The sequence below is a fragment of the Actinomadura gamaensis genome, from assembly GCF_042652125.1.
Taxonomy (GTDB): Bacteria; Actinomycetota; Actinomycetes; order Streptosporangiales; family Streptosporangiaceae; genus Spirillospora; species Spirillospora gamaensis.
The window spans coordinates 144,784-169,672 of the sequence record NZ_JBHSIT010000015.1 but is presented as its reverse complement, the minus strand read 5'-3'; the positions used below and the strand labels follow the sequence as shown (position 1 = coordinate 169,672).

The following is a 24,889-nucleotide window of genomic DNA, read 5'->3' as shown; positions in this document are numbered from 1 at the left end:
CCCCCTCCCGCCCCCACCCCCCAAAACCCCGCCACCACAAACGTCGCTGAGTACCCGCGCGCCGAAGGCACTATCCAATTTTGGAATGACTAGAAGGCTATTTCTGGTCGCGACTGGCAGATGCGTATGGCCTATTCCGGTGGAAAAGTGGTGCGTGCGAAAGCGCCGAGGCGGAAGTGAGGAGTGAACGGTGCAGGACCAGCAGGGGCACCGGCCGGATCACCGCGCGTGGCTCATTCGCGGAGGCCGCCAGGGGGAACGCGAGGAACGCGCCCTCGGAGAGGGGCTCGCGATCGCTGGTTGGTCAGAGGTCGGGGACATCGGCGCCTGCAAGACCTGGGCGGATCTCACCGAGAGTCTGCGGGAGTCGTACCCGGAGGTCAGCCGGAACGTCATCGGCAACTGGACCGGCCAGCTCTGGAAGTTCACCACCGAGATCCAGAACGGAGATCTCGTGGTGATGCCCCTGCGGACGCGCCCCGGCCGCGTCGCCGTCGGACGGGTGAGCGGTCCCTTCGAGTACCGGCCGGATGAGCCGGACGGTTTCCGGAAGGTCCGCAAGGTCGACTGGGTGCGCGACGACATCCGGTGGGACAGCATCAAGCCCGACCTGCGGGCCAGCCTCGGCTCCCTGCTCACCATCTGCCGCCTCACCCGGAACGGGGCGGCCGAGCGCATCGCCCACCTGGCCGAGCACGGCGTCGACCCCGGTTTCGACGACGAGGACGTGACCACCTCCGAGCAACTCCTCACGGAGGCGGTCTCCCGGGCCGCCACCGATCCCCGCTCCCTCTCCATCCGCAACCTGCTCGAACACTGGGGAGCCGAGCGCCGGACCGCCGCCGTCATCTCCGTCATCAGGGCGGATCTGGCGAGCCATGGACTGACCACGCGTCCGGCGTTCACCGAAGGCGCACTGGACGACCTCGTCGCGCTCGTCCCGTCCGGTGGCGAGCCCGGCGCGCCGGGGGAGACCGGCGAGACCGCCGGTGAGACCGAGGACGTGTCCGAGGCGGTCCACCTCACGCTCCGGCTCGGCAGCCTTCCGACGAAACTGGTCTCCGTTCCCTCGAACGCGGACCTCACCTACGTCAAGACGCTGATGCTGCGACGGCAGTTCTCGCAGGTCGCCGTGATCGACGAGGACGGAACCTACCGCGGGGCGATCAGCTGGGAGTCGATCGGCAGGGCGCACATCGCCTCGGACGACCCGTCGCTGCAGAGCGCCATCGCCCCCGCCGTCGTCGTCGAGCACGACGCTCCGCTCCTCGAGCAGATCGACGCGATCTACAACCAGGGATTCATCTTCGTTCGCGACGAGCAGATGCGCGTGACCGGCATCCTCACCGCCTCCGACCTCACCAACCAGTTCGGCATGCTGGCCCGGCCGTTCGTGCTCGTCGAGGAGATCGAGAACAGGCTCCGTCGCGCCGCCGACGAGGTCTTCACCCTCGAAGAGCTGAAACAGGCCGCCGATCCCCGCTGGAAGTCCCGAGTGCGAAGCGCCCGCGACCTCATGTTCGGTGCCTACTGCCGCCTGCTGGACGATCCCGACCGCTGGGCGAAACTGGGCTGGCGACTGGACCACGCCCAGTTCATGGAACTCCTGGAGGCGGTGCGCCAAGTCCGCAACGAACTCATGCACTTCGCCTCCGACCCGCTCTCAAGGGAACGCTCCGCGGCCGTGGACGGTCTTCTCCACCTTCTCCGAACAGCCGATCCGCGTCCTTGAGCGACGCGTCTGTGGCTATCTCCAGCATCGCCGCCAGACGGCGACTTCCAAGATCTGACAGGAGCGGGCGATGGACGGCGAGATCCAGTTGATCAGCGACGGTGAAGGCCTGGCGATCATCGGGGATCCGGCGGATGTCGATCGCTTTCTCGCCGCGGAGGGATTGCCGTCGAAGGATCTCGGATTGCGTCGGCTCAGATCCGCCTTCGGGAACGGGGCCGCGGCGGCGCAGGCGGGCTCGGAGATCGCCGCCAACTCCGGTCGCTGGGTGAAGCTGACCCGGGAATCAGCGCAGCTCACCAAGAAGTACGGGCTCCGGAAGAGTTCGAAGACGGGGCTCAGCACCGGTGCGGTGAAGGGGCACAACGGGCAGATCAAGGGATTCGTCGAATTCGTGAAAGGACCCCGAGCGCTCCTGACCAGTCCGGCGGCCCTCGCCGGTGCTGCCGGGATCATGGCCCAACTCGCGATGCAGCAGGCCATGGACGAGATCACCGACTATCTCGCCACGATCGACGAGAAGGTCGACGACGTGCTGCGTGCTCAGAAAGACGCCGTGCTGGCCCGCATGATCGGAGTTGGCTTCGTCATCGAGGAGGCCATGACCGTCCGAGAGAAGAGGGGTGAAGTCGACGAGATCACGTGGTCGAAGGTGCAGGGAGCTCCCACGACGATCGCGGAGACTCAGGCCTACGCATTGCGCCAACTCGACGCGATCGCGGAGAAGCTGGAGCGCAAGAACAAGATCGGTGATATCGCCGCGACGGCCACGGAATCGGAGCCCAAGGTCCGGGAATGGCTCGCCGTCCTGGCCCGCTCTTTCCAATTGCAGGACGCGATCGCCGTCCTCGAACTCGACCGCGTCCTGGACACGTCTCCGGAGGAACTCGACGGGCATCGCCTCGGGCTCAAAACCGCCCGGCAGAACCGGCTGGAACACATTTCACGCAGTACCGAGCATCTCGTAGGCCGGATGGTCGCGGCTGCCGCCAAGGCCAACGACAAGGTGCTGCTGCATCCGACCAAATCCCCAGCCGTGGTCGAGTCGAGCAACCATGTCGTCGCGGGCATCGACGCTTTCCACGCCCGGCTCGGGATCGAGTCCGGCCGCCGTTCGTCGGAGACGAGGCGATGGGCGAAGGCGGCCGCGGAGGCGAGGGACAGGGCGCTCGAGACGGGAGCAAAGGGCGTCGACGCCGCCCGGAGCCGCGGTACCGAGACTCTCGACCGAGCCGGCCTCGTGAAAGGCAAACTCTCCAGCGGGATAGCTGAACGAAAGCGCCGTCGCCGCGAAGTCACTGAAGAGCCAAGCGAAAAGACCGAATAAGCGCCGCCCGTCAGCAACTCCGCAATTAATGTGATTTTCCGAAAAGGTGCAGGCGCTGCACCCAACGTTGTAGCGCCTGCATCGGACGGCGATCGGTGCAACGTTGCATTTAGCGGTTCTTCGGGCAGGCCGACGATTAGCGGCACGGGATGACGCGTCGCTGGGGAAACGACAAAGCCCGGTCTCAGGCATATGCCTGAGACCGGGCTTCTGGTCGCTCGTGGAAAGTGCCCCCTGCAGGATTCGAACCTGCGCACACGGCTCCGGAGGCCGTTGCTCTATCCCCTGAGCTAAGGGGGCGTTGCGCCTGGTCTTGTCGGCGCGAGAAGAAGACTACCAGGGTTGGGGGCGTGGTGCGCACCTGGTTGTTTGGGGTGCGTGGGAATCGGCGGTCGGCTAGCTTCGGGAGGGTGACCGAGCCACTGGGAAGGGTGCTGGTCGTCGACGACGACGAGGTGATCCGGCAGCTGATCGCGGTGAATCTGCAGCTGGAGGGGTTCGAGGTCGTCACGGCGGTGGACGGTCAGGACTGCCTGGACAAGGTGCGGGACGTGCGGCCGGACGTGATCACGCTGGACGTGATGATGCCGCGGCTGGACGGGTGGGTCACGGCGGTGCGGCTTCGCGAGGACGACGACACCCGGCACATCCGGGTGGTGATGATCACCGCGCGGGCGCAGGAGCATGACGTGCGGCGGGGGCACGAGATCGGCGTGGACGCCTACGTCACCAAGCCGTTCGACCCGAATCGGCTCATCCAGACGGTGCGGAAGCTGGCGGCGGGTGCGTGACCTGTCCGCATAGTGGTCGGATAGTCTCGCGAGGGTGACTCCAGCGGTGGTGAGCGGCGTGCTTCGGGACGCCGTGCGGGACGTCGCGGGCGTAGAGGTCGGCGACGTCGCGTTGCGCTGCGTTGGAGCAGGGGTTTACGCCAGCCCGGTCGCGTTGAGGTTGGGGCTTGACGCTGAGGGGCTGGTGGAGGCCGTCTCACATCGTGGGATCGCGGCCGAGGTTGACGCCGGTTTCGTGATTCTGCGGGTGCGGGCCGGGGCGTTGCCTGAGGCGATCGTGGACGACCCGGGTTACGGGCTCGTCGGTGGGGTGCCGGAGTGCCGGCTGAGCGATCGGCCCCGGGTTTTCGAGAATCCAGGGTTTTCGGTTCGGTATGCCTATGCGCGCGCGAGGGCCGTGCAGAGGCGCGCCGGGGAGTTCGGCGTTCGCGGGGGGCCTGTAGAGCCCGCTGGAGACGAGTTGGCGCTGATCCAGGTGCTGGGGGAGATGCCTGGTTGGGCGCGGAGCGCTGCCCGTAAGGGGGACGGGAGCGTTCTGGCGCGGGCGTTGTTCCAGGTGGCGGACGCCTTTCACACGGTCTACGAGCGCTGCCCGGCGTTGCCGGTGGAGGAGAAACCCTCGGCGGTGCACGCGTCGCGCGTCACGATCGCGGCGGCTGCGGGCATCGCCTTGCGCAACGGCCTCACGATGATCGGCGAAACCCCTAGAGAGCGGATATGAGCAGAGTTCACCCGGCCGGGCCCCGGCACGCGGACGTCCTTCCCGAAGACCACCCCCTGCCGCCCCCGGCGGACCTCAACGCGCTGGACGAGCGGGTCTGGCCGCAGAACGCCCGTAGGGACGAGGGCGCGATGACCGTCGGCGGCGTCGATGTGCGCGACCTCGCGCAGGAGTTCGGCACGCCGCTGTACGTGTACGACGAGAACGACGTACGCGCGCGTGCGCGGGAGTACGCGGCGGCGTTCCATGACGGGAGCGTCCACTACGCGGGCAAGGCGTTCCTGTGCGTCGCCATGGCCAAGTGGCTGAAGGAAGAGGGCCTGGGCCTGGACGTGTGCACCGCGGGAGAGCTGGCGATCGCGCTGGCGGCGGACTTCCCTGTAGAGCGCATCACCCTGCACGGGAACAACAAGTCCGCGTACGAGCTGGAGCGGGCCGTTGAGGTCGGCGTCGGGCACATCGTCATCGACTCGTTCGAGGAGATCGCGCGGCTCGCCTTCATCGCCGAGCGGCTCGGCAAGCGGCCCAAGGTGATGATCCGGGTCACGACCGGTGTCGAGGCGCACACGCACGAGTTCATCGCGACGGCCCACGACGACCAGAAGTTCGGGTTCTCGCGCAGCAGCGGGGCCGCGCTGGAGGCCGTCCGCCGCGTTCTCGAACTGCGAGACAGCCTTGAGCTGGTCGGCCTGCACAGCCACATCGGTAGCCAGATCTTCGATCCGGACGGATTCGAGGTCGCTGCCCACCGGCTGGCGGAGCTGCTCGTCTCCATCAGGGACGAGCACGGTGTCGAACTCCCGGAGCTGGACCTGGGTGGCGGCTACGGCATCGCCTACACGGACGGTGACGAACCCATCGATCCGAAGACGATGTCCGATTCGCTGAGGGAGATCGTCCAGCGGGAGTGCCGCGCCTACGGGCTCGCTATGCCGAAGCTCACGGTCGAGCCGGGACGGGCCATCGCCGGACCGGGCGGCATTACGCTGTACGAGGTCGGCACGGTCAAGGACGTCGAGGGACTGCGCACCTACGTGTCCGTCGACGGGGGCATGAGCGACAACCTTCGCACCGCCCTCTACGGGGCCGAGTACACCTGCGTCCTCGCGAGCCGCGAGTCGCGGGCCGAGCCCATGCTGAGCAGGCTCGTCGGCAAGCACTGCGAGAGCGGCGACATCGTCGTCCGCGACCTGTGGCTGCCGGACGACCTGGCGCCGGGCGACCTGGTGGCGGTGGCCGCGACCGGTGCGTACTGTCGATCGATGGCGAGTAACTACAACCACGTCCCGAGGCCCGCCGTCGTGGCCGTGCGGGACGGCGCGGCGCGGGTCGTCGTGCGGCGCGAGAGCGACGCCGACCTGCTCCGGCTGGATGCGGAGGTAGAGGCGTGAAACAGGGCGGGCCGCTGCGGGTGGCGCTGCTGGGGTGCGGCGTCGTCGGCACCGAGGTCGTACGGCTCCTGCGCGAGCAGGCGGGCGACCTCGCGGCGCGCGTGGGAGTGCCGCTGGAACTGGCCGGCATCGCCGTCCGCAGGCCCGAACGGGTCCGCGAGGGCGTGCCGCGCGAGCTGCTCACCACCGACGCGCAGGGCCTGGTCACCCGGGACGACGTGGACATCGTCATCGAGGTGATCGGCGGCATCGAGCCCGCCCGCACGCTGATGCTGGAGGCGATGAAGACCGGCAAGTCGGTCGTCACCGCCAACAAGGCGCTGCTCGCGGAGGACGGCGCGACGCTGTTCGCGGCCGCGCGCGAGTACGGCGCCGACCTGTACTACGAGGCGTCCGTGGCGGGGGCGATCCCCCTGCTGCGGCCGCTGCGCGAGTCGCTGGTGGGCGACCACGTGCACCGCGTCCTGGGGATCGTGAACGGCACGACCAACTACATCCTCGACCAGATGGACACGCACGGCGCCGGGTTCAACGAGGCGCTGGAGGAGGCGCAGGCGCTCGGCTACGCCGAGGCCGACCCGACCGCGGACGTGGAGGGTTTCGACGCCGCCGCCAAGGCCGCGATCCTGGCGCAGCTCGCCTTCCACACCCCGGTCACCGCCGCGGACGTGCACCGCGAGGGCATCACCGAGGTCTCCGCCGCGGACGTGGCGGGCGCCAAGGAGATGAACTCCGTCGTCAAGCTCCTCGCCATCTGCGAACGCGTGCCCGCGGCGGAGGGACGCAACGGACGGGGCGTCTCCGTCCGCGTCTACCCGGCGATGATCCCGCGCTCGCATCCGCTCGCGAGCGTGCGCGAGGCGTACAACGCCGTGTTCGTGGAGGCGGAGTCGGCCGGGTCGCTGATGTTCTACGGCGCGGGCGCGGGAGGCGCGCCTACCGCGAGCGCCGTGCTCGGCGATCTGGTGGCCGTCGCTCGCAATCTGCGCGGCGGGACGCCCGGGCCGGTAGAGGTCACGTACGCGAAGCTTCCCGTCCTGCCGATGGGCGAGACGCGCACGCGCTACTACATCCAGCTGGACGTGGCCGACCGTTCCGGTGTGCTCGCGACGGTCGCGGAGGAGTTCGCCAAGCACGACGTGTCGATCCAGGCCGTCCGGCAGGTCGGGTCGGGCGAGGACGCCCAGCTCGTCGTCGTGACGCACCGCGCCGCGGACGCCGCGCTCACCACCACCGTGGAGCGTCTGCGCAGCCTCGATGACGTGCGCGAAGTGGCCAGCGTGATGCGCGTGGAAGCGGACGAAGTGTAGGTACGCCGAAGTTGTCCACAACTGAAGCGGCGGACGACAACGGCGTCGGACGGTCCCCTAGGATTCAGAGAAACCCGCAGGTCAGCAAGGAGACCGACTGTGAACGCGACCACCCGTCCCTGGCGTGGGCTGATCGAGGAGTACCGTGACCGGCTGCCGGTGACGGACGCGACGCCCGTCGTGACGCTGCTCGAAGGCGGCACGCCGCTGCTGCCCGCCCACCGGGTGTCGGAGCTGACCGGCTGCGAGGTGTACCTCAAGGTCGAGGGCCTGAACCCGACCGGCTCGTTCAAGGACCGCGGCATGACCGTCGCGATCTCCAAGGCCGCCGAGGACGGCGCGAAGGCGGTCATCTGCGCGTCCACCGGCAACACCTCGGCGTCCGCCGCCGCCTACGCGGTGCGCGCCGGGATGACCTGCGCCGTGCTCGTCCCGCAGGGCAAGATCGCGATGGGCAAGCTGGCGCAGGCGCTCGTGCACGGCGCGCGGCTGCTCCAGGTCGACGGCAACTTCGACGACTGCCTCGAACTGGCCCGCAAGCTCGCGGTCGACTACCCGGTCGCGCTGGTCAACTCGGTGAACAAGTACCGCCTCCAGGGCCAGAAGACCGCCGCTTTCGAGATCGTGGACGCGCTCGGCGACGCCCCCGACGTGCACTGCCTGCCCGTCGGCAACGCCGGCAACATCTCCGCCTACTGGATGGGCTACACCGAGTACGCCCGCGACGGCGTCGCCTCGCGCACCCCGCGCATGCTGGGCTTCCAGGCGTCCGGCGCGGCGCCGTTCGTCAAGGGCGAGCCGGTGCTGAAGCCGCAGACCATCGCGACCGCGATCCGCATCGGCAACCCCGCGTCCTGGAACCTCGCGATCGCCGCGCGCGACGAGTCCGGCGGCGCGATCGACGCCGTCACCGACCGGCAGATCCTGCGCGCCTACCGCCTGCTCGCCGCCGAGGAGGGCGTGTTCGTCGAGCCCGCGTCCGCCGCGTCCGTCGCGGGCCTGCTCCAGGCCGCCGAGCAGGGCGTCGTCGAGCGGGGCTCCCGCGTCGTGTGCACCGTGACCGGAAACGGCCTCAAGGATCCGGACTGGGCCATCGCGGGCGCCCCCGCCCCGACCACCGTCAAGGTGGACGCCCAGGCCGCCGCTTCCGCCCTGGGCCTCGCATGACCTCCACTCCCCGAAGTGACCAGGCCCCCGCCGGCCGGGTTCCCGGGCCGCGGCGGGTGGTGGTGGAGGTGCCGGCCACCAGCGCGAACCTGGGCCCGGGCTTCGACTCGCTCGGGCTCGCGCTCACGCTCACGGACGAGGTGACCGTCGAACTCGGCGGCGACGAGGTCGTCATCGAGGTCGAGGGGGAGGGCGCCGAGGTCGCCGAGCGCGGTGACCGGCATCTCATCGTCACGACCGTCCGGGACGCGCTGGAGCGCATCGACCGGCTCGCGGGCACCGCCGACGCCGCCGGGCTGGGCAAGGGCGTGCGGTTGCGCTGCGTGAACCGCATCCCGCACAGCCGCGGGCTCGGGTCGTCCTCGGCGGCGATCGTCGCGGGCGTCCTGGCGGCGCGGGCCCTGCATCCGCGCGGGGACGCCCTGGACGACGCGGAGGCGCTCAAGCTCGCCACCGAGATCGAGGGTCACCCCGACAACGTGGCGCCCTGCCTGCTCGGCGGCCTGACGATCGCCTGGGACGACCGGGCCGTTCGCCTCGATCTCGAACGCGAGGTCGTCGCGTTCGTCCCCGAGGCGCGGCTCGCGACCGCGCGCGCACGTGGACTGCTGCCCGAGACCGTCCCGCACGGCGACGCCGCCGCCAACGCCGGACGCGCCGCGCTGCTGGTAGCGGCCCTGACGCGCGGTCTCGACGATGCGACGCTCCTCGCCGCCACCGAGGACCGGCTGCACCAGGCCTACCGCGCCCCCGCGATGCCCGAGTCCGCCGAGCTGATCCGGAAACTGCGCGAGCGAGGGGTCCCGGCCGTCGTGTCCGGAGCCGGACCCACTGTCCTGGCCTTCACATCGGCGTCCCGGATTGATTCAAACGCGCTGGAAGTGGGTAATGGCTGGCACGTACACCCCTTGAGTGTCGCCCCCCTGGGTGCCTCCGTCCGAACCTGACCTTCGTCGGCGGGCGGGCGGGTGTGACGAACCGGCTAGGTAAAATGCGAAGACATCGACCTCTGGGGAATAGCAGTGTGCCCTGGTGATGTTAGGCTGATTGCCGCACCAGATGCCCCGTTCGGGGCCGAGTGCTCGTCAGCCACGCGTCACCTGACCGGCCCGCCGGCCGAGTCGGTCCCGCGTACCAGGCTTCCCGTATCCGTGACACTCCGTTGTCCGGCATTCCAGCGAACTTCGGATCTCCGCGGTCACGGGACGGCCCGCGCACGAGCCGTCCCGGCCGACCGCCATCTGGCTGTTGCCCAGCATCGCCGGCCGCGGCGCCTCCGCGGTCCGGCGAGCCCGACTCGGCGCCCCCGCCGGGCCGCACCACCGGGTTGACTGGCCGAACGCCGGCCAACGCCCGCTCCCTGGGAAGGACCCTTAGTGAGCGAATCCAGCGAACTCCTTACGGACGCATCCAGCACGGCACCCGCTACGGCCGACGAGGCCGGCCAGGTCGCCGCCCCCCGGCGTCGGCGCACCGCCGGCACCGGCCTGTCTGCCATGGTGCTGACGGACCTGAAGAAGATCGCGTCCGACCTCGGCATCAAGGGCGTGAGCCAGATGCGCAAGGGCCAGCTCATCGCCGCCATCCAGGAGAAGCAGGGCGGCGGCGCGGGCTCTTCGGGGGGCGAGCAGGGAGCCGCTGCCAGCGACCGCACCACGGCCGGCAAGGCGACGGACAAGACGTCGGACAAGACGTCGGACAAGGCCACGGACCGGGCGTCCGACAAGGCCTCCGACCGCGCCGGCGACAAGGCCGAGAAGGCGGAGAAGACCGAGCGCCCGCGCCGCACCCGCACCACCGCCGCCGCCAAGCGCGACGCCGAGGCCGCGGTGAGCGCGGACGCCGGGCAGGCGCCCGCCCAGCCGGCCGAGGACCGCGCCGACCGCGCGGACCGCGCCGAGCGGGGCGACCGCGACAACCGCGGTGACCGCGCCGAGCGCGGCGACGGCGGACGCGACGGCGGCCGGAACCGCGACCGCGACCGCGGCGAGCAGCAGTCCTCCGACCAGCACGGCGACCAGCAGCAGGGCGGCCGGGAGCGCGGCGAGGGCCGCGACGGCGGGGGACGCCAGCGCAGCCGCCGGGACGGACGCGACCGCGACAACCGCAACGAGCGCGGCGACCGTGACAACCGCGGCGACCGCAACGAGCGCGGTGAGCGCGGTGAGCGCGACCGAAACCGCGACCAGGGCGACCAGGGCGGCAACCGCCAGCGCGGCGGCGGCCAGAACCAGGGCGGCGGCCCGGCCGACGACGACGGCGACACCGGCCGCGGCCGGCGCGGACGCCGGTTCCGCGAGCGCAACCGGGGCCGCGGCCGCGGCGAGCGCTACGAGGAGCCCGTGATCAACGAGGACGACGTCCTCATCCCGGTCGCCGGCATCCTCGACATCCTCGACAACTACGCCTTCGTCCGGACGACCGGCTACCTGCCCGGCCCGAACGACGTCTACGTCTCGCTCGCCCAGGTCCGCAAGAACGGCCTGCGCAAGGGCGACGTGATCACCGGCGCGGTCCGGCAGGCCCGCGAGGGCGAGCGGCGCGAGAAGTTCAACGCGCTCGTCCGGCTCGACACGGTCAACGGCATGGAGCCCGACCAGGCCCGGCAGCGGGTCGAGTTCTCCAAGCTCACCCCGCTGTACCCGCAGGAGCGGCTGCGCCTGGAGAGCGACCCGGGCGTGCTGACCACGCGGATCATCGACCTGGTGTCGCCGATCGGCAAGGGCCAGCGCGGTCTGATCGTGTCCCCGCCGAAGGCCGGCAAGACCATGGTGCTCCAGGCGATCGCGAACGCGATCACCAAGAACAACCCGGAGTGCCACCTGATGGTCGTCCTGGTGGACGAGCGTCCGGAAGAGGTCACCGACATGCAGCGGTCGGTGAAGGGCGAGGTCATCCACTCGACCTTCGACCGTCCCGCCGAGGACCACACCACCGTCGCCGAGCTCGCCATCGAGCGCGCCAAGCGGCTGGTGGAGCTGGGCCACGACGTGGTCGTCCTGCTCGACTCGATCACCCGGCTCGGCCGCGCCTACAACCTGGCGGCGCCGGCGTCCGGCCGCATCCTGTCCGGTGGGGTGGACTCCACCGCGCTGTACCCGCCCAAGCGGTTCTTCGGCGCGGCCCGCAACATCGAGAACGGCGGCTCGCTGACCATCCTCGCCACCGCGCTGGTGGAGACCGGATCCCGCATGGACGAGGTCATCTTCGAGGAGTTCAAGGGCACCGGCAACATGGAGCTCAAGCTCAACCGCTCCCTGGCCGACAAGCGGATCTTCCCGGCGGTGGACGTCGACGCGTCCGGCACCCGCAAGGAGGAGATCCTCATGGCGCCGGAGGAGCTGCGCATCGTGTGGCAGCTCCGCCGCGTCCTGCACGCCCTCGACACCCAGCAGGCGCTGGAGCTCCTCATCGAGAAGATGAAGGAGACCAAGTCGAACGCCGAGTTCCTGCTCCAGGTCCAGAAGACCACGGTCTCCGACGACCGCTGAGCGAGCGCGGACTCCTGAGAGACGCCCCGGCCGTCCGGCCGGGGCGTTTCTCATGTCCGCTTCCCCTGTTGTTTCTCGTGTCCGCTTCCCGCGTTTCGGCCTCCGCGGCCGGGGTGGGGTTATCCCCAGGTCGGGCGGGGTGCGTCCCGCATGGTGGCGGACGGTCCCGGTCGGGCAGGCTGGAGGTTGCTCGGACGATCAGGTGGGGGCGAAGTGGGCGAGGTGGCCCGGACGGGCTGGGACAGGTCCGTGCTGGACGCGTCGTGGCGCCCGTGGGTGATGCTGCGGACGCCGGTGACGTGGCGCGCGGTGGCGCAGGCGCCGCTCGCGTTCGCGTTCGGGCTGTTCTGGTTCGTCGGGCTGGCGGTCGGGGGCCTGCTGTCGCTGGCGCTGTCGGTCCTGTGGATCGGGCTCCTGATGCTCGTCGCGCTGATGCTGCTGTGGCGGGGCGGCGCCATGCTGGAACGGCGCCTGCTGCTCGCGACGTTCGGGCTGCGCATCGAGGACCCGTACCGTCCGCTGCCGCCGGGACGGAACGTCCTCGCGAAGGTGCGGGCGCTCGTGGCCGACCCTGCGACCTGGAAGGACCTGGTCTATCTGGGGCTCCTGCTCCCCGTCGCGATGGTCGAGTTCCTCGTCTGGATGTTCTGCTGGTCGATGGTCGCCCTGCTCGTCCTGGCGCCGCTGCTGGCGACGCGGGGCCACGGCCTGCAGTTCGTCGTGGGGCCGGTGACGGTCTGGGTGAGCGATCCGTTGAGCGGCCTGTGGGCGACGCTGGTCGGGCTGCTCCTGATGGTTCCGGCGCTGTACGTGACGCGGGCGATGGCGATCGCGCACGTGCTGTGGGCGCGGGTCCTGCTGGGCTCGTCCGTCTCGCAGGAGGAGAACGCCGAGCTGCGGGCGCGCGCCGAGCGGCTGCGGGCGAGCCGGGCCCGCGGGGTGGACGCCGTGGAGGCCGAGCGCCGGCGCATCGAGCGCGACCTGCACGACGGCGCGCAGCAGCGGCTGCTGTCGGTCGCGATGGACATCGGGCGGGCGCGTGCCAAGCTGGACACCGATCCGGAGGCGGCGCGCGTGCTGATCGAGCAGGCGCACGCGGGGGCGAAGGAGGCGATCGCGGAGCTGCGCGACCTGGCCCGGGGGATCTACCCGGCGATCCTCACCGACCGGGGCCTGGACGCGGCGCTGTCCGGCCTCGCCGGGCGCGCGGCCGTGCCGGTGGAGGTGCACGTCGAGCTGGACGAGCGTCCGCCGGCGGCGGTGGAGAGCATCGCGTACTTCGTGGTGGCCGAGGCCCTGACGAACGTGTCGAAGTACGCGGACGCGTCGAGCGCGTCGGTGCGGGTGGCGCGCGAGGGCCGGTGGGTCGTGGTCGAGATCGCGGACGACGGCCGGGGCGGCGCGCGGTCCGAACCGGGCGGGGGCCTGGCCGGGCTGGCGGACCGGGCCGCGACGATCGACGGGATCCTCACCGTGGACAGCCCGCCCGGCGGTCCGACCGTGATCCGCGCGGACCTTCCCTGCGATTGGTGATCAGCACTGCGCCGGTGCTGGCATGATCGGATCATTGCCGACATAGCAGACGGGGAACTCATGTCGCGTTCGATTCGGGGACTGGCGCTCGTCCTGGCGGCCGTGCTGGCCGCAGGGGCGTGCGGAGGGACGGGCGGCGGGAAGCACGCCGCCGACACGGCGTCGGACACGGCGTCGGACCGGGCGTCCGGCACGGCGTCCGGCGGGGAGGGGACGAACCAGGCGTCCTGGTGGCGGCCCAAGCCGCGCACGACCTGGCAGTGGCAGCTCAGCGGACGCGTCGACACCTCCGTCCGCGCCCAGGTCTACGACGTGGACCTGTTCGAGACGCCCGCCGCGACCGTCGCCAAGCTGAAGAAGGCCGGGCGGCGCACGATCTGCTACACCTCGATCGGCACGGCGGAGAACTGGCGTCCGGACTTCAAGCGCTTCCCGGCGCGCGTGCTCGGCAAGAACGTCGCGGACTGGCCGGGCGAGCGCTGGGTGGACATCCGGCGGCTGGACGTCCTGCGCCCGATCTGGTCGGCCCGGCTCGACCAGTGCAAGCGCAAGGGCTTCGACGGCGTCGAGCCGGACTGGATGGACGGCTACAAGAACGACACCGGTTTCAAGCTGACCGCCCGCGACCAGCTCGCGTTCAACCGGATGCTCGCGACGGTGGCGCACCAGCACGGCCTGGCGATCGGGCTCAAGAACGACCTCGGCCAGATCCCGCAGCTCGTCGGGGTCATGGACTTCGCGGTCAACGAGCAGTGCGCGCAGTACGGCGAGTGCGGCAAGCTCGTCCCGTTCGTCAAGGCGGGCAAGGCCGTGTTCCACGCCGAGTACGAGCTGCCGCTGAGCAAGTTCTGCGCGACCTCGCGCAAGCTGGGCCTCAGCTCGATCCGCAAGCCGCTGGAGCTGACCGCCCAGCGCCAGGCCTGCCCCGCATAGCGGCCGGTGGCACATGGCGGCCAGGTCACGGGCGGAAGGGATCGAGCGAGCCGGGATACTGGTGGCATGCGGGTGGTGATCGCCGAGGACTCGGTGCTGTTGCGCGAGGGCCTGGTCCGGCTGCTGGCGGACGAGGACATCGAGACCGTCGCCCAGGTCGGGGACGGTCCGGGCCTGCTCGCCGCGGTCCAGGAGCACCGGCCCGACCTGGCGATCGTGGACGTCCGGATGCCGCCGTCCTTCACCGACGAGGGGCTGCGCGCGGCGCTGGCCGTCCGGGAGCGGCTGCCCGGCGCGCCGATCCTCGTGCTGTCGCAGTACGTGGAGGAGCGGTACGCCACCGACCTGATCGGCGGCGGCGCTGAGGGCGTCGGCTACCTGCTGAAGGAGCGGGTCTCGGACGTCGCGGAGTTCGTGGACGCCGTCCGCCGGATCGCGGCGGGCGGCACGGTGATCGACCCCGAGGTGATCGGCCAGCTGCTCGGCCGCCGCCGCGCCGGGGACCCGCTGAAGGGCCTGACCCCGCGCGAGCACGAGGTGCTCGGGCTGATGGCGCAGGGACGCACGAACGGCGCGATCGCGGCCGACCTCGTCGTCACCGAGGGCGCCGTGGAGAAGCACATCTCCAGCATCTTCGCCAAGCTCGGCCTCCAGCCCGCCGGGGGCGAGCACCGGCGGGTGATGGCCGTCCTGACCTACCTGGGCCACGCCTGACCTCGGTCCCGGAAGGCCCGGAAGGCCCGGACGGCCCGGACGATGTGGCGGACCTCACCCGGGCCGACGCCCGGAACCGCGCCGGACGAAGATCATTGCGGCGGGTCGGGAATGCCGGGTGACCTCGGCACGTTCGGGTATCTGGCACACTTGGTGTGCAACCGCTGCGGTACCGGTTCGCGCCCCCACGTCGCGGGACGTTCGGCGACCGCCCAGAGCGAGGAGAAGACCCTTGAAGCCCGAGATCCACCCGAACTATGTCGTCACCACGGTGACGTGCACGTGCGGTAACACCTTCGAGACGCGGAGCACCGCCGAGAACGGCGTCATCAACTCCGACGTCTGCTCCAACTGCCACCCGTTCTACACGGGCAAGCAGAAGATCCTCGACACCGGCGGCCGGGTGGCGCGCTTCGAGCAGCGCTTCGGCAGGAAGGCCAAGTAGCCCGCGGCCTGCACCACAGCGCTGAACCGGGGGCCCGGGGACGAGCCGTCCCCGGGCCCCGCTCAAGTCTGCTACCAGGCCGGGACCCACCGTGAAACTCGACGAACTCATCAGCGAATACACCGACATCGAGGGCCGGCTCGCCGACCCGTCGGTCCACGCCGACCAGGCGCTCGCCCGCAGGCTGGGCAAGCGGTACGCCCAGCTGCGCCCGATCGTCGAGACGTACCGCGAGCTCGGCGCGACCGAGGACGACCTCGCCGCCGCCCGCGAGCTCGCCGGTGAGGACCCGGCCTTCGCCGCCGAGGCCGAGGAGCTCGACCGCCACGTCGGCGAGCTGGAGGAGCGGCTGCGGCACCTGCTGCTGCCCCGCGACCCCAGCGACGACAAGGACGTGATCCTCGAGATCAAGGCGGGCGAGGGCGGCGAGGAGTCCGCCCTGTTCGCCGGCGACCTGCTCCGCATGTACCTCCGGTACGCCGAGCGGATCGGCTGGAAGACCGAGATCATCGACTCCCACCCGTCCGACCTCGGCGGGTACAAGGACGTCACGGTCGCGGTGAAGAACAAGGCCGGCGGCGCGGACGCCGAGGGCGTCTGGACGCGGCTGAAGTTCGAGGGCGGCGTCCACCGCGTCCAGCGGGTGCCCGCGACCGAGTCGCAGGGCCGCATCCACACCTCCGCCGTCGGCGTGCTCGTCACCCCGGAGGCCGAGGAGGTGGACGTCCAGATCGACCCGAACGACCTGCGCATCGACGTCTACCGGTCGTCCGGGCCGGGCGGCCAGTCGGTCAACACCACCGACTCGGCGGTCCGCATCACGCACCTGGCGACCGGCGTGGTCGTCTCCTGCCAGAACGAGAAGTCCCAGCTCCAGAACAAGGAGCAGGCCCTGCGCATCCTGCGGTCCCGGCTGCTGGCGATGGCGCAGGAGGAGGCGGAGGCCGCGGCGTCCGCCGAGCGCAAGTCGCAGGTCCGGACGGTCGACCGGTCCGAGCGGGTGCGCACCTACAACTACCCGGAGAACCGGATCTCCGACCACCGGGTGGGCTACAAGGCGTACAACCTGGACCAGGTCCTCGACGGCGACCTGCACAACGTGATCCAGGCCCTCGTGGACGCCGACACCGAGCGACGCCTCGCGGAGGCCCAGCAAGCGTCATGAACCTGCTGCTCGACGAGATCGCCAGGGCCACGGCACGGCTCGCCGACGCCGGGGTCGCCTCCCCGCGCGCGGACGCCGAGGAGCTCGCCGCCGCCGTCCACGAGGTGAGCCGCGCCGAGCTGCACACCGTCCCGGACGCCGCGTTCGACGCGCTGTTCTGGGAGTACGTGGCGCGCCGCGAGGCCGGCGAGCCGCTGCAGCACATCACCGGCCGCGCGTTCTTCCGGTACCTGGAGCTGAAGGTCGGGCCGGGCGTGTTCGTCCCGCGCCCGGAGACCGAGGTCATGGTCGGCTGGGCCCTGGAGACCCTCCGCGACATGGACGTCCAGGACCCGCTCGTCGTCGATCTCGGCACCGGCTCCGGCGCGATCGCCCTCTCGCTCGCGCAGGAGGCGCCCCGCGCGCGCGTCCACGCCGTCGAGAAGGACCCGACCGCCTACGTCCACACCGACCGCAACATCGAGGACCTCGACGAGCGCGGCCAGGTGAAGCTGCACCTGGGCGACTTCGCGACCGCGCTCCCCGAGCTGAACGGCACGGTCGACCTCGTCGTGTCGAACCCGCCGTACATCCCGATGAGCGAGTGGGAGTACGTCCCGGCGGACGTCCGCGACCACGACCCGGCCGACGCCCTGTGGGGCGGCGGCGAGGACGGCCTGGACGCCATCCGCGCCGTCGAGCGCACCGCCCGCCGCCTACTCCGCCCCGGCGGCCACGTCGCCGTCGAGCACAGCGACCTCCAGGGCACCGCCGTCTACTGGATCTTCGCCGAGGAGAACGGCTGGCGGGACGTCCGCAACCACAAGGACCTCACCAACCGCGACCGCTTCGTCACCGCCCGCCTCGGCACCAACTGACCGCTCGCCGGACGACGCGTCCGCGCGCGCATATCGGCGGGTCGGACACCGCGTCCCGCGCGCGTGTATCGGCGGGTCGGACAACGCGTCCCGCGCGCGTGTATCGGCGGGTCGGACAACGCGTCCTGCGCGCGCGTATGTCGGCGCCTAGCGACTCCGACCGCGGCGTGCCGGCGCGGCGTGCCGGCGCGTCCTGACGCGGCCCCCTCGGGGGCGGACCATGCAATGCCCGCGCGCCGATAGTCTTGCTCCCGTCAGCGAAGCAAGCCGAGTTTGGCGGGGACGACCGTGAGCCGACGTTATGACTGCTCGGATCCGATGGAGCGGACGCGCGGGATCGCCGAGGCGGTGTCGGCCGTCCGGCGCGGCGAGCTGATCGTCCTGCCGACCGACACCGTGTACGGGATCGGCGCGGACGCGTTCACGCCGTCCGCGGTGACGGGCCTGCTGAACGCCAAGGGCCGGGGCCGCGACATGCCGCCGCCCGTCCTGGTCGGCTCGGTGCGCGCCGCGGCCGCGCTGATCGACGACCTCGGCACCTACGGCCAGGACCTGATCGACGAGTTCTGGCCGGGCGCGCTGACGATCGTGTGCCGCGCCAACCCGAACCTGATGTGGGACCTGGGCGAGACCAAGGGCACCGTCGCCGTCCGGATGCCGATGGACACCCTGGCCGTCGAGCTGCTCAAGGAGACCGGCCCGCTGGCCGTGTCGAGCGCGAACCTGTCCGGCCAGCCCGCCGCGCGCGACGCCGACGAGGCCGAGGCGATGCTCGGCGACTCGGTCGAGGTCTACCTGGACGGCGGCCCGGTCGCGCAGGGCGAGGCGTCCACGATCGTCGACATCACCGGCCCGATCCCGCGCCTGCTCCGCCTGGGCGCGATCTCCGAGGACAAGATCCGCGCCGTCGTCGGCGTCCTGCTCACCGACGAGGACGACGTCAAGCCCGACGACACCGAGATCGCGGTGGCCGCCGACCCCGCCGCGCAGCAGGACGCCGCACCCGCGAAGACCGGCGCCGAGGACGCGTCCGTGAACGGCGTCGCTGCGACGTCGGCCGAGAAGGCTGAGGCCGTCAGCGAAGCGCAGCGGCCCGAGGCTCCCGCGGGTGACCCCAAGCCCGCTCCGCGCGAGGACGGCCCGAGCACGGCCTCCTGAGCGCCGTCCAGACCCTTTCCGGAATCCCGGACCGCCCGAAACGTGGGCCCGAACGAGTTCCGGACAAGCGAAACGGGGGCTTCCGCCGCAGCCGCAGCGGCGGAAGCCCCCGTTCGTCGTTCAGCTACCGATCACGCCCGCCGGTGCGGCGGGCATGGGCCGGTCAGTAGAACACGCGCCACGAGCCCGCGTGCGAGATGTGGAACCCGTGCTTCGTCGGGTAGCCCTCGCACTCGCGCATGTACATCTTGCCGACGTTCCACGACTGGATGGCGCGGTGATCGGTGGTGCCCTTGCCGCGCCGGTTGTAGATGACCTCGGCGTCGGGCCGGAAGTTCTGCCCCTTGCCCGCGTAGAACACGACCTCCATGCAGGAGTTCAGGCCGCGCTTGTTGTCGCGCACGTAGCCGTCCACGACGCGGGTCCGGTAGTAGCGGCCCTTGTACTTGTAGCGGCCCCACCAGTAGTCGCCCCACGCGCTCGTGGCGGACAGGTTCGAGTACTTGAGGGTGAACCTGTGCTTGCCCTGCGCCTGCATCTCGCCCTTGGCGAGGCTGGGGGCGGGGGCCGTCGGCGCCGCGCCGGAGCCCTTGAGGGTCTGGCCGTCGTCGGCGAAGGCGTTGCCGCCGGTCGCCAGCAGACCGGCGACCAGCGCGCCGGAAGTGATCGCCACGGTGGCGATGCGTCGCATGAATCCTCCGTCTCTGGGGGAATTGCGGGGTGAAGATCGTCGCAACCGTAGCAGGATCTTCAGGACGCCAACCGCCATTTCTAGTAACGCAGAGCAATGACCCCCAAGTCGGGAACCAGCGCCCTTCGGCCTGCGTCCAAACACCTTCGGGACATGTCCGGAACCTCCCTACCATCCCGGCCGCCACCCGCACTGACCAGCCACGACGCGTGATCGCCGGAAGTGCCCGGATCACCCTGTGTCCTTGGTCACATCCTTATCCGAACGGCCGAATGCGGTCCCGGAACACTCGCCGCGAGGCCGTCCCCGGAATGGCGAATGGCCGGGCGACAGGGCCGCCCGGCCATTCAAATGATCATGAAAGAGAAGGCTCAGTAGAGCTTCTTCCACGGGCCGAACGCGGCCTTGCGCGGGTTCGAGACGCTGATGCCGATCTCACGCACGTACAGGTGGGTGGTGTGCGTCGAGTACCAGGTGCCCGCGTAGAAGGTGAACTTCAGGTCGGCGGGACGGCCGGTGTTCCGGTTGAGAACGCCGATCACGCGCGAGTCGTAGGGGGTCTTGCCGGTGAAGGTCCGGAACTGGACCGCCGGCGACCAGCCGTTCTTCTTGTAGTCGGTCAGCCAGACCTTGGCCGTGACCTTCTTGCTGGTGCGGCTGTAGGTCCCGGAGGCCTTGAGAGTCGACCAGCCGTCCTTGGTCGCCCAGTCGTGCGTGGCGGCGGCGCCGACGCCGGACGTGGCGGCCGGGAGCTTGACCGACGGGACCAGCGGGCTCTGGTCGGCGCTGGCCGCGCCCGCGCTGGCCAGAAGGCCGGCGGCGAGGGCGCCGGAAGTGATCGCCACAGCGGCGATGCGTCGCATACGTGTCCTCCATCTGCGTACATGCGGGGTGCGAGTGAGTGTGAAGATCGCAACCGTAGCAAGTCCGAGATCTCCGAGACCTCCGCTTTCGGGGGTTGGGTCCGACTTCACACGACCGATCCGCCTTCGCCGACCCCCTGCGGCACCCGATGTGCTCACCCGCCCGGCGAGGCCGTGGCCGCGGATGCCCGCGCCCGGGCGAATGTACGCGGTGCCGGACGCCGAAAATTCCCGCGCGCCTGCCCGAGGGGCCGGGGTAGGTTCTGGCGTCGTGCCGGGCGCCGCCACCTCGCGACGGACGGTGCTCTCGCGACGGGAAGGCGCGTCCGGATGAGCGACGATCTGCTGGCCAGAGCCGACGAAATGGCCGCCTCCGATCCGGAGGCCGCTCATCGCCTCTATCGCCAGGCGCTTGAAGCGGGAATCGAGGACGCAACTCGCCGTTATGGCGACTTCCTCGTGGGCTCCGACGAAGCACTCGCCGTCGCGAAATCGGCTTTCGACCAAGGCCATATGCGATCGGCTCTCCGAGTGGCCGCCATCCTCGCCGATGCTCTCGATGACCGCGACGAGGCGGAACGCTGGTATCGCAAAGCGTTGCACGTCGGCGATCAGCGGGCGATGAACGATCTCGGGTCGCATCTCGGTGAGGATCCCGCGCGCTGGGACGAGGCTGTGACCTGGTACCGCAGGGCCATCGAGATCGACGACCCCCTCGCGGAGCTGACAACAAGAAAAAGCGATTCCCGTCTATCTGCAGGCGATCGAGGATGGGGCGGAGACGGCCTACAACAACGTCGGCCGCCTGTATCGGGAAACGGGAGATCCGGTCAGCGCGGAATGGTATCTGCGGCGCGGGATAGAGGAAGAAGTGCCGACGGCCGTGTGGAACTACGCGGAACTCCTCGCCGAGCAGGAGAGGTATTCGGAGATCGGCGAGCTGATGGACAAGGCTCGGGAGCTGGAGCTCGACACCGACGTCATGGCGCATCTGATCGCGCTCGCCAACGGTCTTGCCTGAGTGGCTAGGGTGAGCGGAGAGTGAGTGCCGGCGGCTGACAGTGATCGCGTCGTTGCCTCTGCGCGCCGGGGCCGCCAGTGGAAGCATGGGTGTCGCTGAGCGAGAGCTGGGGGCGAGGTGCCTGGGCGGAGCCGGGGGGCGGCGGTCGCGGGGCTCTCTGCGCTGTTCTGCCTGCTCCTCTGCGCTCCCGCGCGTGCGCGCGAGGACGGCGGCGGCGTACCCACGTACGACGTCGTGCTAAGCATTCGGCGGGACGGGGTGGTCGGCGTCCGGGAGACGATCACCTTCGACTACGGGGACGAGGGCGGGCACGGGTTCGTGCGGCGGGTGCCGTATCGGGTGGGGCAGCGGATGTACGAGATCCGCGACCTGCGGACCAGTTCGTCCACCGGGGCTCCGGCGAGGGCGCGGACGGTGACGTTGCCGCACGACCTCCAGATCACCGTGGGGGACGCCGGGCGGACCGTCCGGGGGCGGCAGGCGTACGTGATCGAGTACGACCTCGCACGGGCGTTCACGCCCCTCGCAGGGGGGCGCTGGGAGCTGGACTGGGACGCGATCGGAACGACGTGGGAGGTCCCGATCGCCAACGCGGCCGTGCGGGTCGAGTCGCCGGTAGCGCACTGGCGGGCGTCCTGCCGGGCGGGGGTCGGGGACGCGACCGTGCCCTGCCAGCGGGACCGGGACGGGCCCTACGCCGTGGACTTCCTCCAGACCGGGCTTGATCCGCATGAGGGCATGACCGTGCGGGTACGGCTGCCCAGGGGAGCCGTCACGCCGGAACCGCCCCGTTACGTCCGTCCGTATTGGGACGGGACGTGGGCCGGAACCGGTCTGCTCGCGCTGACCGTGCTGCTGCTGCCGTGGGTTCTGCGGCGGCCCGCGCCGGGCGGACGGCTCGCGGGAGCGGGCCGGCGTGTCCTGACCGGCCGGATCCTGCTGGTCGCGGGCGTCCTGGCCGTCCTGGCGGACGCCGCCGCAGACGTTGATCAATACGGGTTGTGGGCCGTGTCACTCGGCGATCTGAGCGTGGCGGGCCTCGCGCTCGGGATCGCCGGAACGGCGGCGGTGTGCGGCCAATGTGCGCCATGCGACGGACGGGAGGATTAGAGTTGGCCCGGAACACGACCAGGGTGAACGGGACGGAACCATTCGGTGGCCGTCGTACGTAGACCCTTCCGTGGGTCCGTGGGGACCCGCCGGACACGACGGACGAGGGGAGGCGCGGGGCGTTGCGGGAGTACCTGCTCACCATCCTCGTCGCCGCCCTCGTGACCTACCTGCTGACCCCGGCCGTCCGGAAGTTCGCGGTCTGGTTCGGCGCGCAGGCCGCGCCGCGCGACCGGGACGTCCACGTGATCCCGACGCCGCGGCTGGGCGGCCTGGCGATGTTCGGCGGGATGGTCGCGGCGCTCGTCGTGGCGTCCGGACTGCCCAAAATGCGGCAGGTGCTCGCCGAGGGCGACGTGAACGTTGGCCGCGCGCTGCTGCTCGCGGGCGGGCTGATCGTGCTGCTCGGCATCGCCGACGACCGGTGGGGCGTCGACCCGCTCACCAAGTTCGCCGGCCAGGTGGCCGCCGCCGGGATCTTCATCATGCAGGGCATCCAGCTGTACGTCCTGCCGCTGCCGTCGGGCGAGCCGCTGTCGCTGCCGCCCGCCTACGGCGTCCCGCTGACCGTGCTGGTCGTGGTCGCGACGATCAACGCGGTGAACTTCATCGACGGCCTGGACGGCCTGGCCGCGGGCGTCGTCGGCATCGCCTCGCTGGCCCTGTTCTCCTACGCCTACCTGCTGTCGCACGCCAAGGGCATCACGACGCTGAGCGGTCCGACGCTGACCGCCGCCGTGCTGGTCGGGATCTGCGCGGGCTTCCTGCCGCACAACTTCAACCCGGCCCGGATCTTCATGGGCGACACCGGCTCGATGCTGATCGGTCTGCTGCTGTCCGGGTCCACGATCATGCTGACCGGCCAGTTCGACCCTGCGATCATCGGCACCTACCGGCTGTTCCCGCTGTACGTGCCGCTGCTGATGGTCCCGCTGGTCGCCGCCGTCCCGTTCGTGGACATGCTGCTCGCGGTCTGGCGCCGCACCAACGACGGCCGCTCGCCGTTCGCGCCGGACAAGCGGCACCTGCACCACCGCCTGCTCGAACTCGGCCACTCGCACCGCCGCGCCGTCCTGATCATGTACTTCTGGGTCGGCCTGCTGGCGGGCGGGCTGATGGGCATGGCCACCACGAGCAACCTGCTGCTGGTGGGGTCGGCCACCCTGACCGTCGCCGTCGGCGGCGTCGTCCTGATGATCGCGCTGCCCCGAGTCAACCGCCGCCGCGCCGCCGCGACCGCGGCAACCGAGCCGGCGAGCCTCCCCCCGACCCCGCCGCCCACGGCTGACTCGGCCGCGGGCAAGCACCGCCAACACATCTGATCCGGCGTCCGGGGCCGGCTGCCCCGGCCGTCCGAGCGGTCCGAGCAGGGTTCGGTTACTCCTAGACTGGCGCCGTCGCCGCGTGGACGCGGTGGGCGGGTCCGGGGTTCCGGCGTGCCCCACGGCGTTCCGCGGAATCCGAACGTTGACGTGGGCTACAGTCCGTGGAGCACAGGTGACGTTGGGAGAGCGTCCGTTCATTACATCTTGGGTAATTGTGGACGTTCTGGACGCTTGTGATACCTTTCACTAACAAGAGCCGACCACTGAAAGTGACCGCTCGGAGCCCACATGCATACTTCCGACGCCCGGATGCTACGCGGCGCCGCGATCCCCTCGGCGCTCGCCGGGGCCATCGCCATCGTCGCCGCGGCCCTGCTCGCCGGAGCCAAGGGCGCGTTCGGCGCGGGGCTCGGCACGGTCACGGTCCTGGTCTTCTTCTCCGTCAGCGTCGTCGCGGTCAGCTACGCCTCGCGGGTCTCCCCGCAGCTCATGTTCGCCGCCGCGGTCTTCAGCTACATCGGCAAGCTGCTGGTGATGCTCGCGCTGGTCGCCGCGTTCAGTGACGCCACCGCGTGGAACCCGCGGGCGTTCGCGTTCACGGTCGTCGGCGTGACGATCGTCTGGCTCGGCGCCGAGATCCGCACGACGCTGAAGGCCAAGCAGCTCTACGTGGACCCCGCCTCCACCTCCGACCAGAACGTCCACACTCCGGCGGACCGGAGCCCGTGATGACTCCTCGGATGATCATGGCGGGATTGGACTACTCCAATATGACCACCGGGGGGGTGGCCTGCTATGGTCCGTCCTGCGATGAGCGAGGAGGGGCACCGGCCCGATCCGCAGGACTCCGAGGATTCGGAACAGGATCGAATCGATTCGGAACACCGAGGCTTCGCCAACGCCGCCTGGTCGATCCCGAGCTACATCTTGAGCGGGATGGCGGTGTACGGAGGCCTCGGCTGGCTGCTGGACCGATGGCTGGGCACCTCGGCGCTGCTCCCCATCGGAATCCTGGTGGGCCTTGCTCTCGCGCTCTACCTGGTCTTCCACCGCTACGGGCGAACGAGCTGACGCGAGAGCCGACGCGAAAGCCGCCCGCAGCCGGGAAGCCCTACGCCGACTTTGGAATGCCGCCGCTGCCCCC

Annotated in this window: 23 protein-coding genes and 1 tRNA gene; 21 read left to right on the top strand and 3 right to left on the bottom strand. The window is 70.6% G+C overall.

All coding sequences use genetic code 11. The features are described from left to right. The first annotated feature begins 190 nt into the window (after nucleotides 1–190). The gene (locus tag ACFPCY_RS38480; protein ID WP_378263953.1) at nucleotides 191–1,732 is read left to right on the top strand and encodes a CBS domain-containing protein; all 1,542 of its coding nucleotides are present in this window, start codon (nucleotides 191–193) and stop codon (nucleotides 1,730–1,732) included. Between the two features lie 70 nt (nucleotides 1,733–1,802). Next, nucleotides 1,803–3,059: a hypothetical protein gene (locus tag ACFPCY_RS38475; protein WP_378263951.1), complete on the top strand. Its 1,257-nt coding sequence runs from the start codon at nucleotides 1,803–1,805 to the stop codon at nucleotides 3,057–3,059. A 228-nt stretch (nucleotides 3,060–3,287) separates the two neighbouring features. Here ACFPCY_RS38475 and ACFPCY_RS38470 read toward each other — a convergent pair. Further along, nucleotides 3,288–3,359, bottom strand: a tRNA-Arg gene (locus tag ACFPCY_RS38470). A gap of 131 nt (nucleotides 3,360–3,490) precedes the next feature. Here ACFPCY_RS38470 and ACFPCY_RS38465 point away from each other — a divergent pair. From ACFPCY_RS38465 to ACFPCY_RS38400, 14 genes are all read left to right on the top strand, one after another. Next, the gene (locus tag ACFPCY_RS38465; RefSeq protein WP_378263963.1) at nucleotides 3,491–3,850 is read left to right on the top strand and encodes a response regulator transcription factor; all 360 of its coding nucleotides are present in this window, start codon (nucleotides 3,491–3,493) and stop codon (nucleotides 3,848–3,850) included. 34 nt (nucleotides 3,851–3,884) lie between these two features. Continuing rightward, nucleotides 3,885–4,571, top strand: coding sequence for a DALR anticodon-binding domain-containing protein (locus ACFPCY_RS38460; RefSeq protein ID WP_378263949.1), 687 nt, complete (start codon nucleotides 3,885–3,887; stop codon nucleotides 4,569–4,571). Beyond that, nucleotides 4,568–5,962, top strand: coding sequence for a diaminopimelate decarboxylase (gene lysA / locus ACFPCY_RS38455; protein ID WP_378263947.1), 1,395 nt, complete (start codon nucleotides 4,568–4,570; stop codon nucleotides 5,960–5,962). The genes ACFPCY_RS38460 and lysA overlap by 4 nt, the downstream gene beginning before the upstream one ends. A 20-nt stretch (nucleotides 5,963–5,982) precedes the next feature. Beyond that, nucleotides 5,983–7,272 (top strand): homoserine dehydrogenase, encoded by a 1,290-nt coding sequence (locus tag ACFPCY_RS38450; RefSeq protein ID WP_378263961.1) that lies wholly within the window; start codon nucleotides 5,983–5,985, stop codon nucleotides 7,270–7,272. A 99-nt stretch (nucleotides 7,273–7,371) separates the two neighbouring features. Beyond that, nucleotides 7,372–8,439 carry a threonine synthase gene (gene thrC / locus ACFPCY_RS38445; protein ID WP_378263945.1) on the top strand — a complete coding sequence of 356 codons (1,068 nt, stop codon included), beginning with the start codon at nucleotides 7,372–7,374 and terminating at the stop codon, nucleotides 8,437–8,439. Then, a complete protein-coding gene (thrB, locus tag ACFPCY_RS38440) occupies nucleotides 8,436–9,386 on the top strand; it encodes a homoserine kinase (RefSeq protein ID WP_465251253.1) in 951 nt (316 codons plus the stop codon). Before thrC ends, thrB begins: the two co-directional genes overlap by 4 nt. Before the next feature lie 429 nt (nucleotides 9,387–9,815). Beyond that, complete coding sequence (gene rho / locus ACFPCY_RS38435) at nucleotides 9,816–11,930, top strand: transcription termination factor Rho (protein ID WP_378263941.1); 2,115 nt, start codon at nucleotides 9,816–9,818, stop codon at nucleotides 11,928–11,930. A gap of 213 nt (nucleotides 11,931–12,143) precedes the next feature. After that, entirely contained in the window at nucleotides 12,144–13,463 is a 1,320-nt protein-coding gene (locus ACFPCY_RS38430) for a sensor histidine kinase (RefSeq protein WP_378263939.1), read from the top strand. A 60-nt stretch (nucleotides 13,464–13,523) separates the two neighbouring features. After that, nucleotides 13,524–14,396 (top strand): endo alpha-1,4 polygalactosaminidase, encoded by an 873-nt coding sequence (locus ACFPCY_RS38425; protein ID WP_378263937.1) that lies wholly within the window; start codon nucleotides 13,524–13,526, stop codon nucleotides 14,394–14,396. A 66-nt stretch (nucleotides 14,397–14,462) separates the two neighbouring features. Next, nucleotides 14,463–15,110: a response regulator transcription factor gene (locus ACFPCY_RS38420; protein ID WP_378263935.1), complete on the top strand. Its 648-nt coding sequence runs from the start codon at nucleotides 14,463–14,465 to the stop codon at nucleotides 15,108–15,110. A gap of 232 nt (nucleotides 15,111–15,342) precedes the next feature. Then, nucleotides 15,343–15,555 (top strand): 50S ribosomal protein L31, encoded by a 213-nt coding sequence (gene rpmE / locus ACFPCY_RS38415; protein WP_378263933.1) that lies wholly within the window; start codon nucleotides 15,343–15,345, stop codon nucleotides 15,553–15,555. A 91-nt stretch (nucleotides 15,556–15,646) separates the two neighbouring features. Further along, on the top strand, nucleotides 15,647–16,720 hold the full coding sequence (gene prfA, locus ACFPCY_RS38410; RefSeq protein ID WP_378263931.1) for a peptide chain release factor 1: 1,074 nt from the start codon (nucleotides 15,647–15,649) through the stop codon (nucleotides 16,718–16,720). After that, nucleotides 16,717–17,577, top strand: coding sequence for a peptide chain release factor N(5)-glutamine methyltransferase (gene prmC / locus ACFPCY_RS38405; RefSeq protein ID WP_378263929.1), 861 nt, complete (start codon nucleotides 16,717–16,719; stop codon nucleotides 17,575–17,577). The genes prfA and prmC overlap by 4 nt, the downstream gene beginning before the upstream one ends. Nucleotides 17,578–17,865: 288 nt before the next feature. Further along, on the top strand, nucleotides 17,866–18,735 hold the full coding sequence (locus ACFPCY_RS38400) for an L-threonylcarbamoyladenylate synthase (RefSeq protein ID WP_378263927.1): 870 nt from the start codon (nucleotides 17,866–17,868) through the stop codon (nucleotides 18,733–18,735). A gap of 163 nt (nucleotides 18,736–18,898) precedes the next feature. On the opposite strand, the gene ACFPCY_RS38395 is transcribed toward ACFPCY_RS38400, so the two are convergent. Further along, the gene (locus ACFPCY_RS38395) at nucleotides 18,899–19,426 is read right to left on the bottom strand and encodes a hypothetical protein (protein ID WP_378263925.1); all 528 of its coding nucleotides are present in this window, start codon (nucleotides 19,424–19,426) and stop codon (nucleotides 18,899–18,901) included. A gap of 371 nt (nucleotides 19,427–19,797) precedes the next feature. After that, nucleotides 19,798–20,289, bottom strand: a complete 492-nt coding sequence (locus ACFPCY_RS38390; RefSeq protein WP_378263923.1) for a hypothetical protein — start codon at nucleotides 20,287–20,289, stop codon at nucleotides 19,798–19,800. An 871-nt stretch (nucleotides 20,290–21,160) separates the two neighbouring features. On the opposite strand from ACFPCY_RS38390, the gene ACFPCY_RS38385 reads away from it, so the two are divergent. From ACFPCY_RS38385 to ACFPCY_RS38365, 5 genes are all read left to right on the top strand, one after another. Further along, nucleotides 21,161–21,310, top strand: a complete 150-nt coding sequence (locus ACFPCY_RS38385) for a hypothetical protein (RefSeq protein WP_378263921.1) — start codon at nucleotides 21,161–21,163, stop codon at nucleotides 21,308–21,310. A gap of 117 nt (nucleotides 21,311–21,427) precedes the next feature. After that, nucleotides 21,428–22,420, top strand: coding sequence for a DUF2207 domain-containing protein (locus tag ACFPCY_RS38380; protein ID WP_378263919.1), 993 nt, complete (start codon nucleotides 21,428–21,430; stop codon nucleotides 22,418–22,420). A 122-nt stretch (nucleotides 22,421–22,542) separates the two neighbouring features. Beyond that, nucleotides 22,543–23,742, top strand: a complete 1,200-nt coding sequence (locus tag ACFPCY_RS38375) for a glycosyltransferase family 4 protein (RefSeq protein ID WP_378263917.1) — start codon at nucleotides 22,543–22,545, stop codon at nucleotides 23,740–23,742. 291 nt (nucleotides 23,743–24,033) lie between these two features. After that, nucleotides 24,034–24,474 (top strand): hypothetical protein, encoded by a 441-nt coding sequence (locus ACFPCY_RS38370; protein WP_378263915.1) that lies wholly within the window; start codon nucleotides 24,034–24,036, stop codon nucleotides 24,472–24,474. A gap of 81 nt (nucleotides 24,475–24,555) precedes the next feature. Then, nucleotides 24,556–24,816 (top strand): AtpZ/AtpI family protein, encoded by a 261-nt coding sequence (locus ACFPCY_RS38365; RefSeq protein ID WP_378263913.1) that lies wholly within the window; start codon nucleotides 24,556–24,558, stop codon nucleotides 24,814–24,816. The last annotated feature ends 73 nt before the right edge of the window (nucleotides 24,817–24,889 follow it).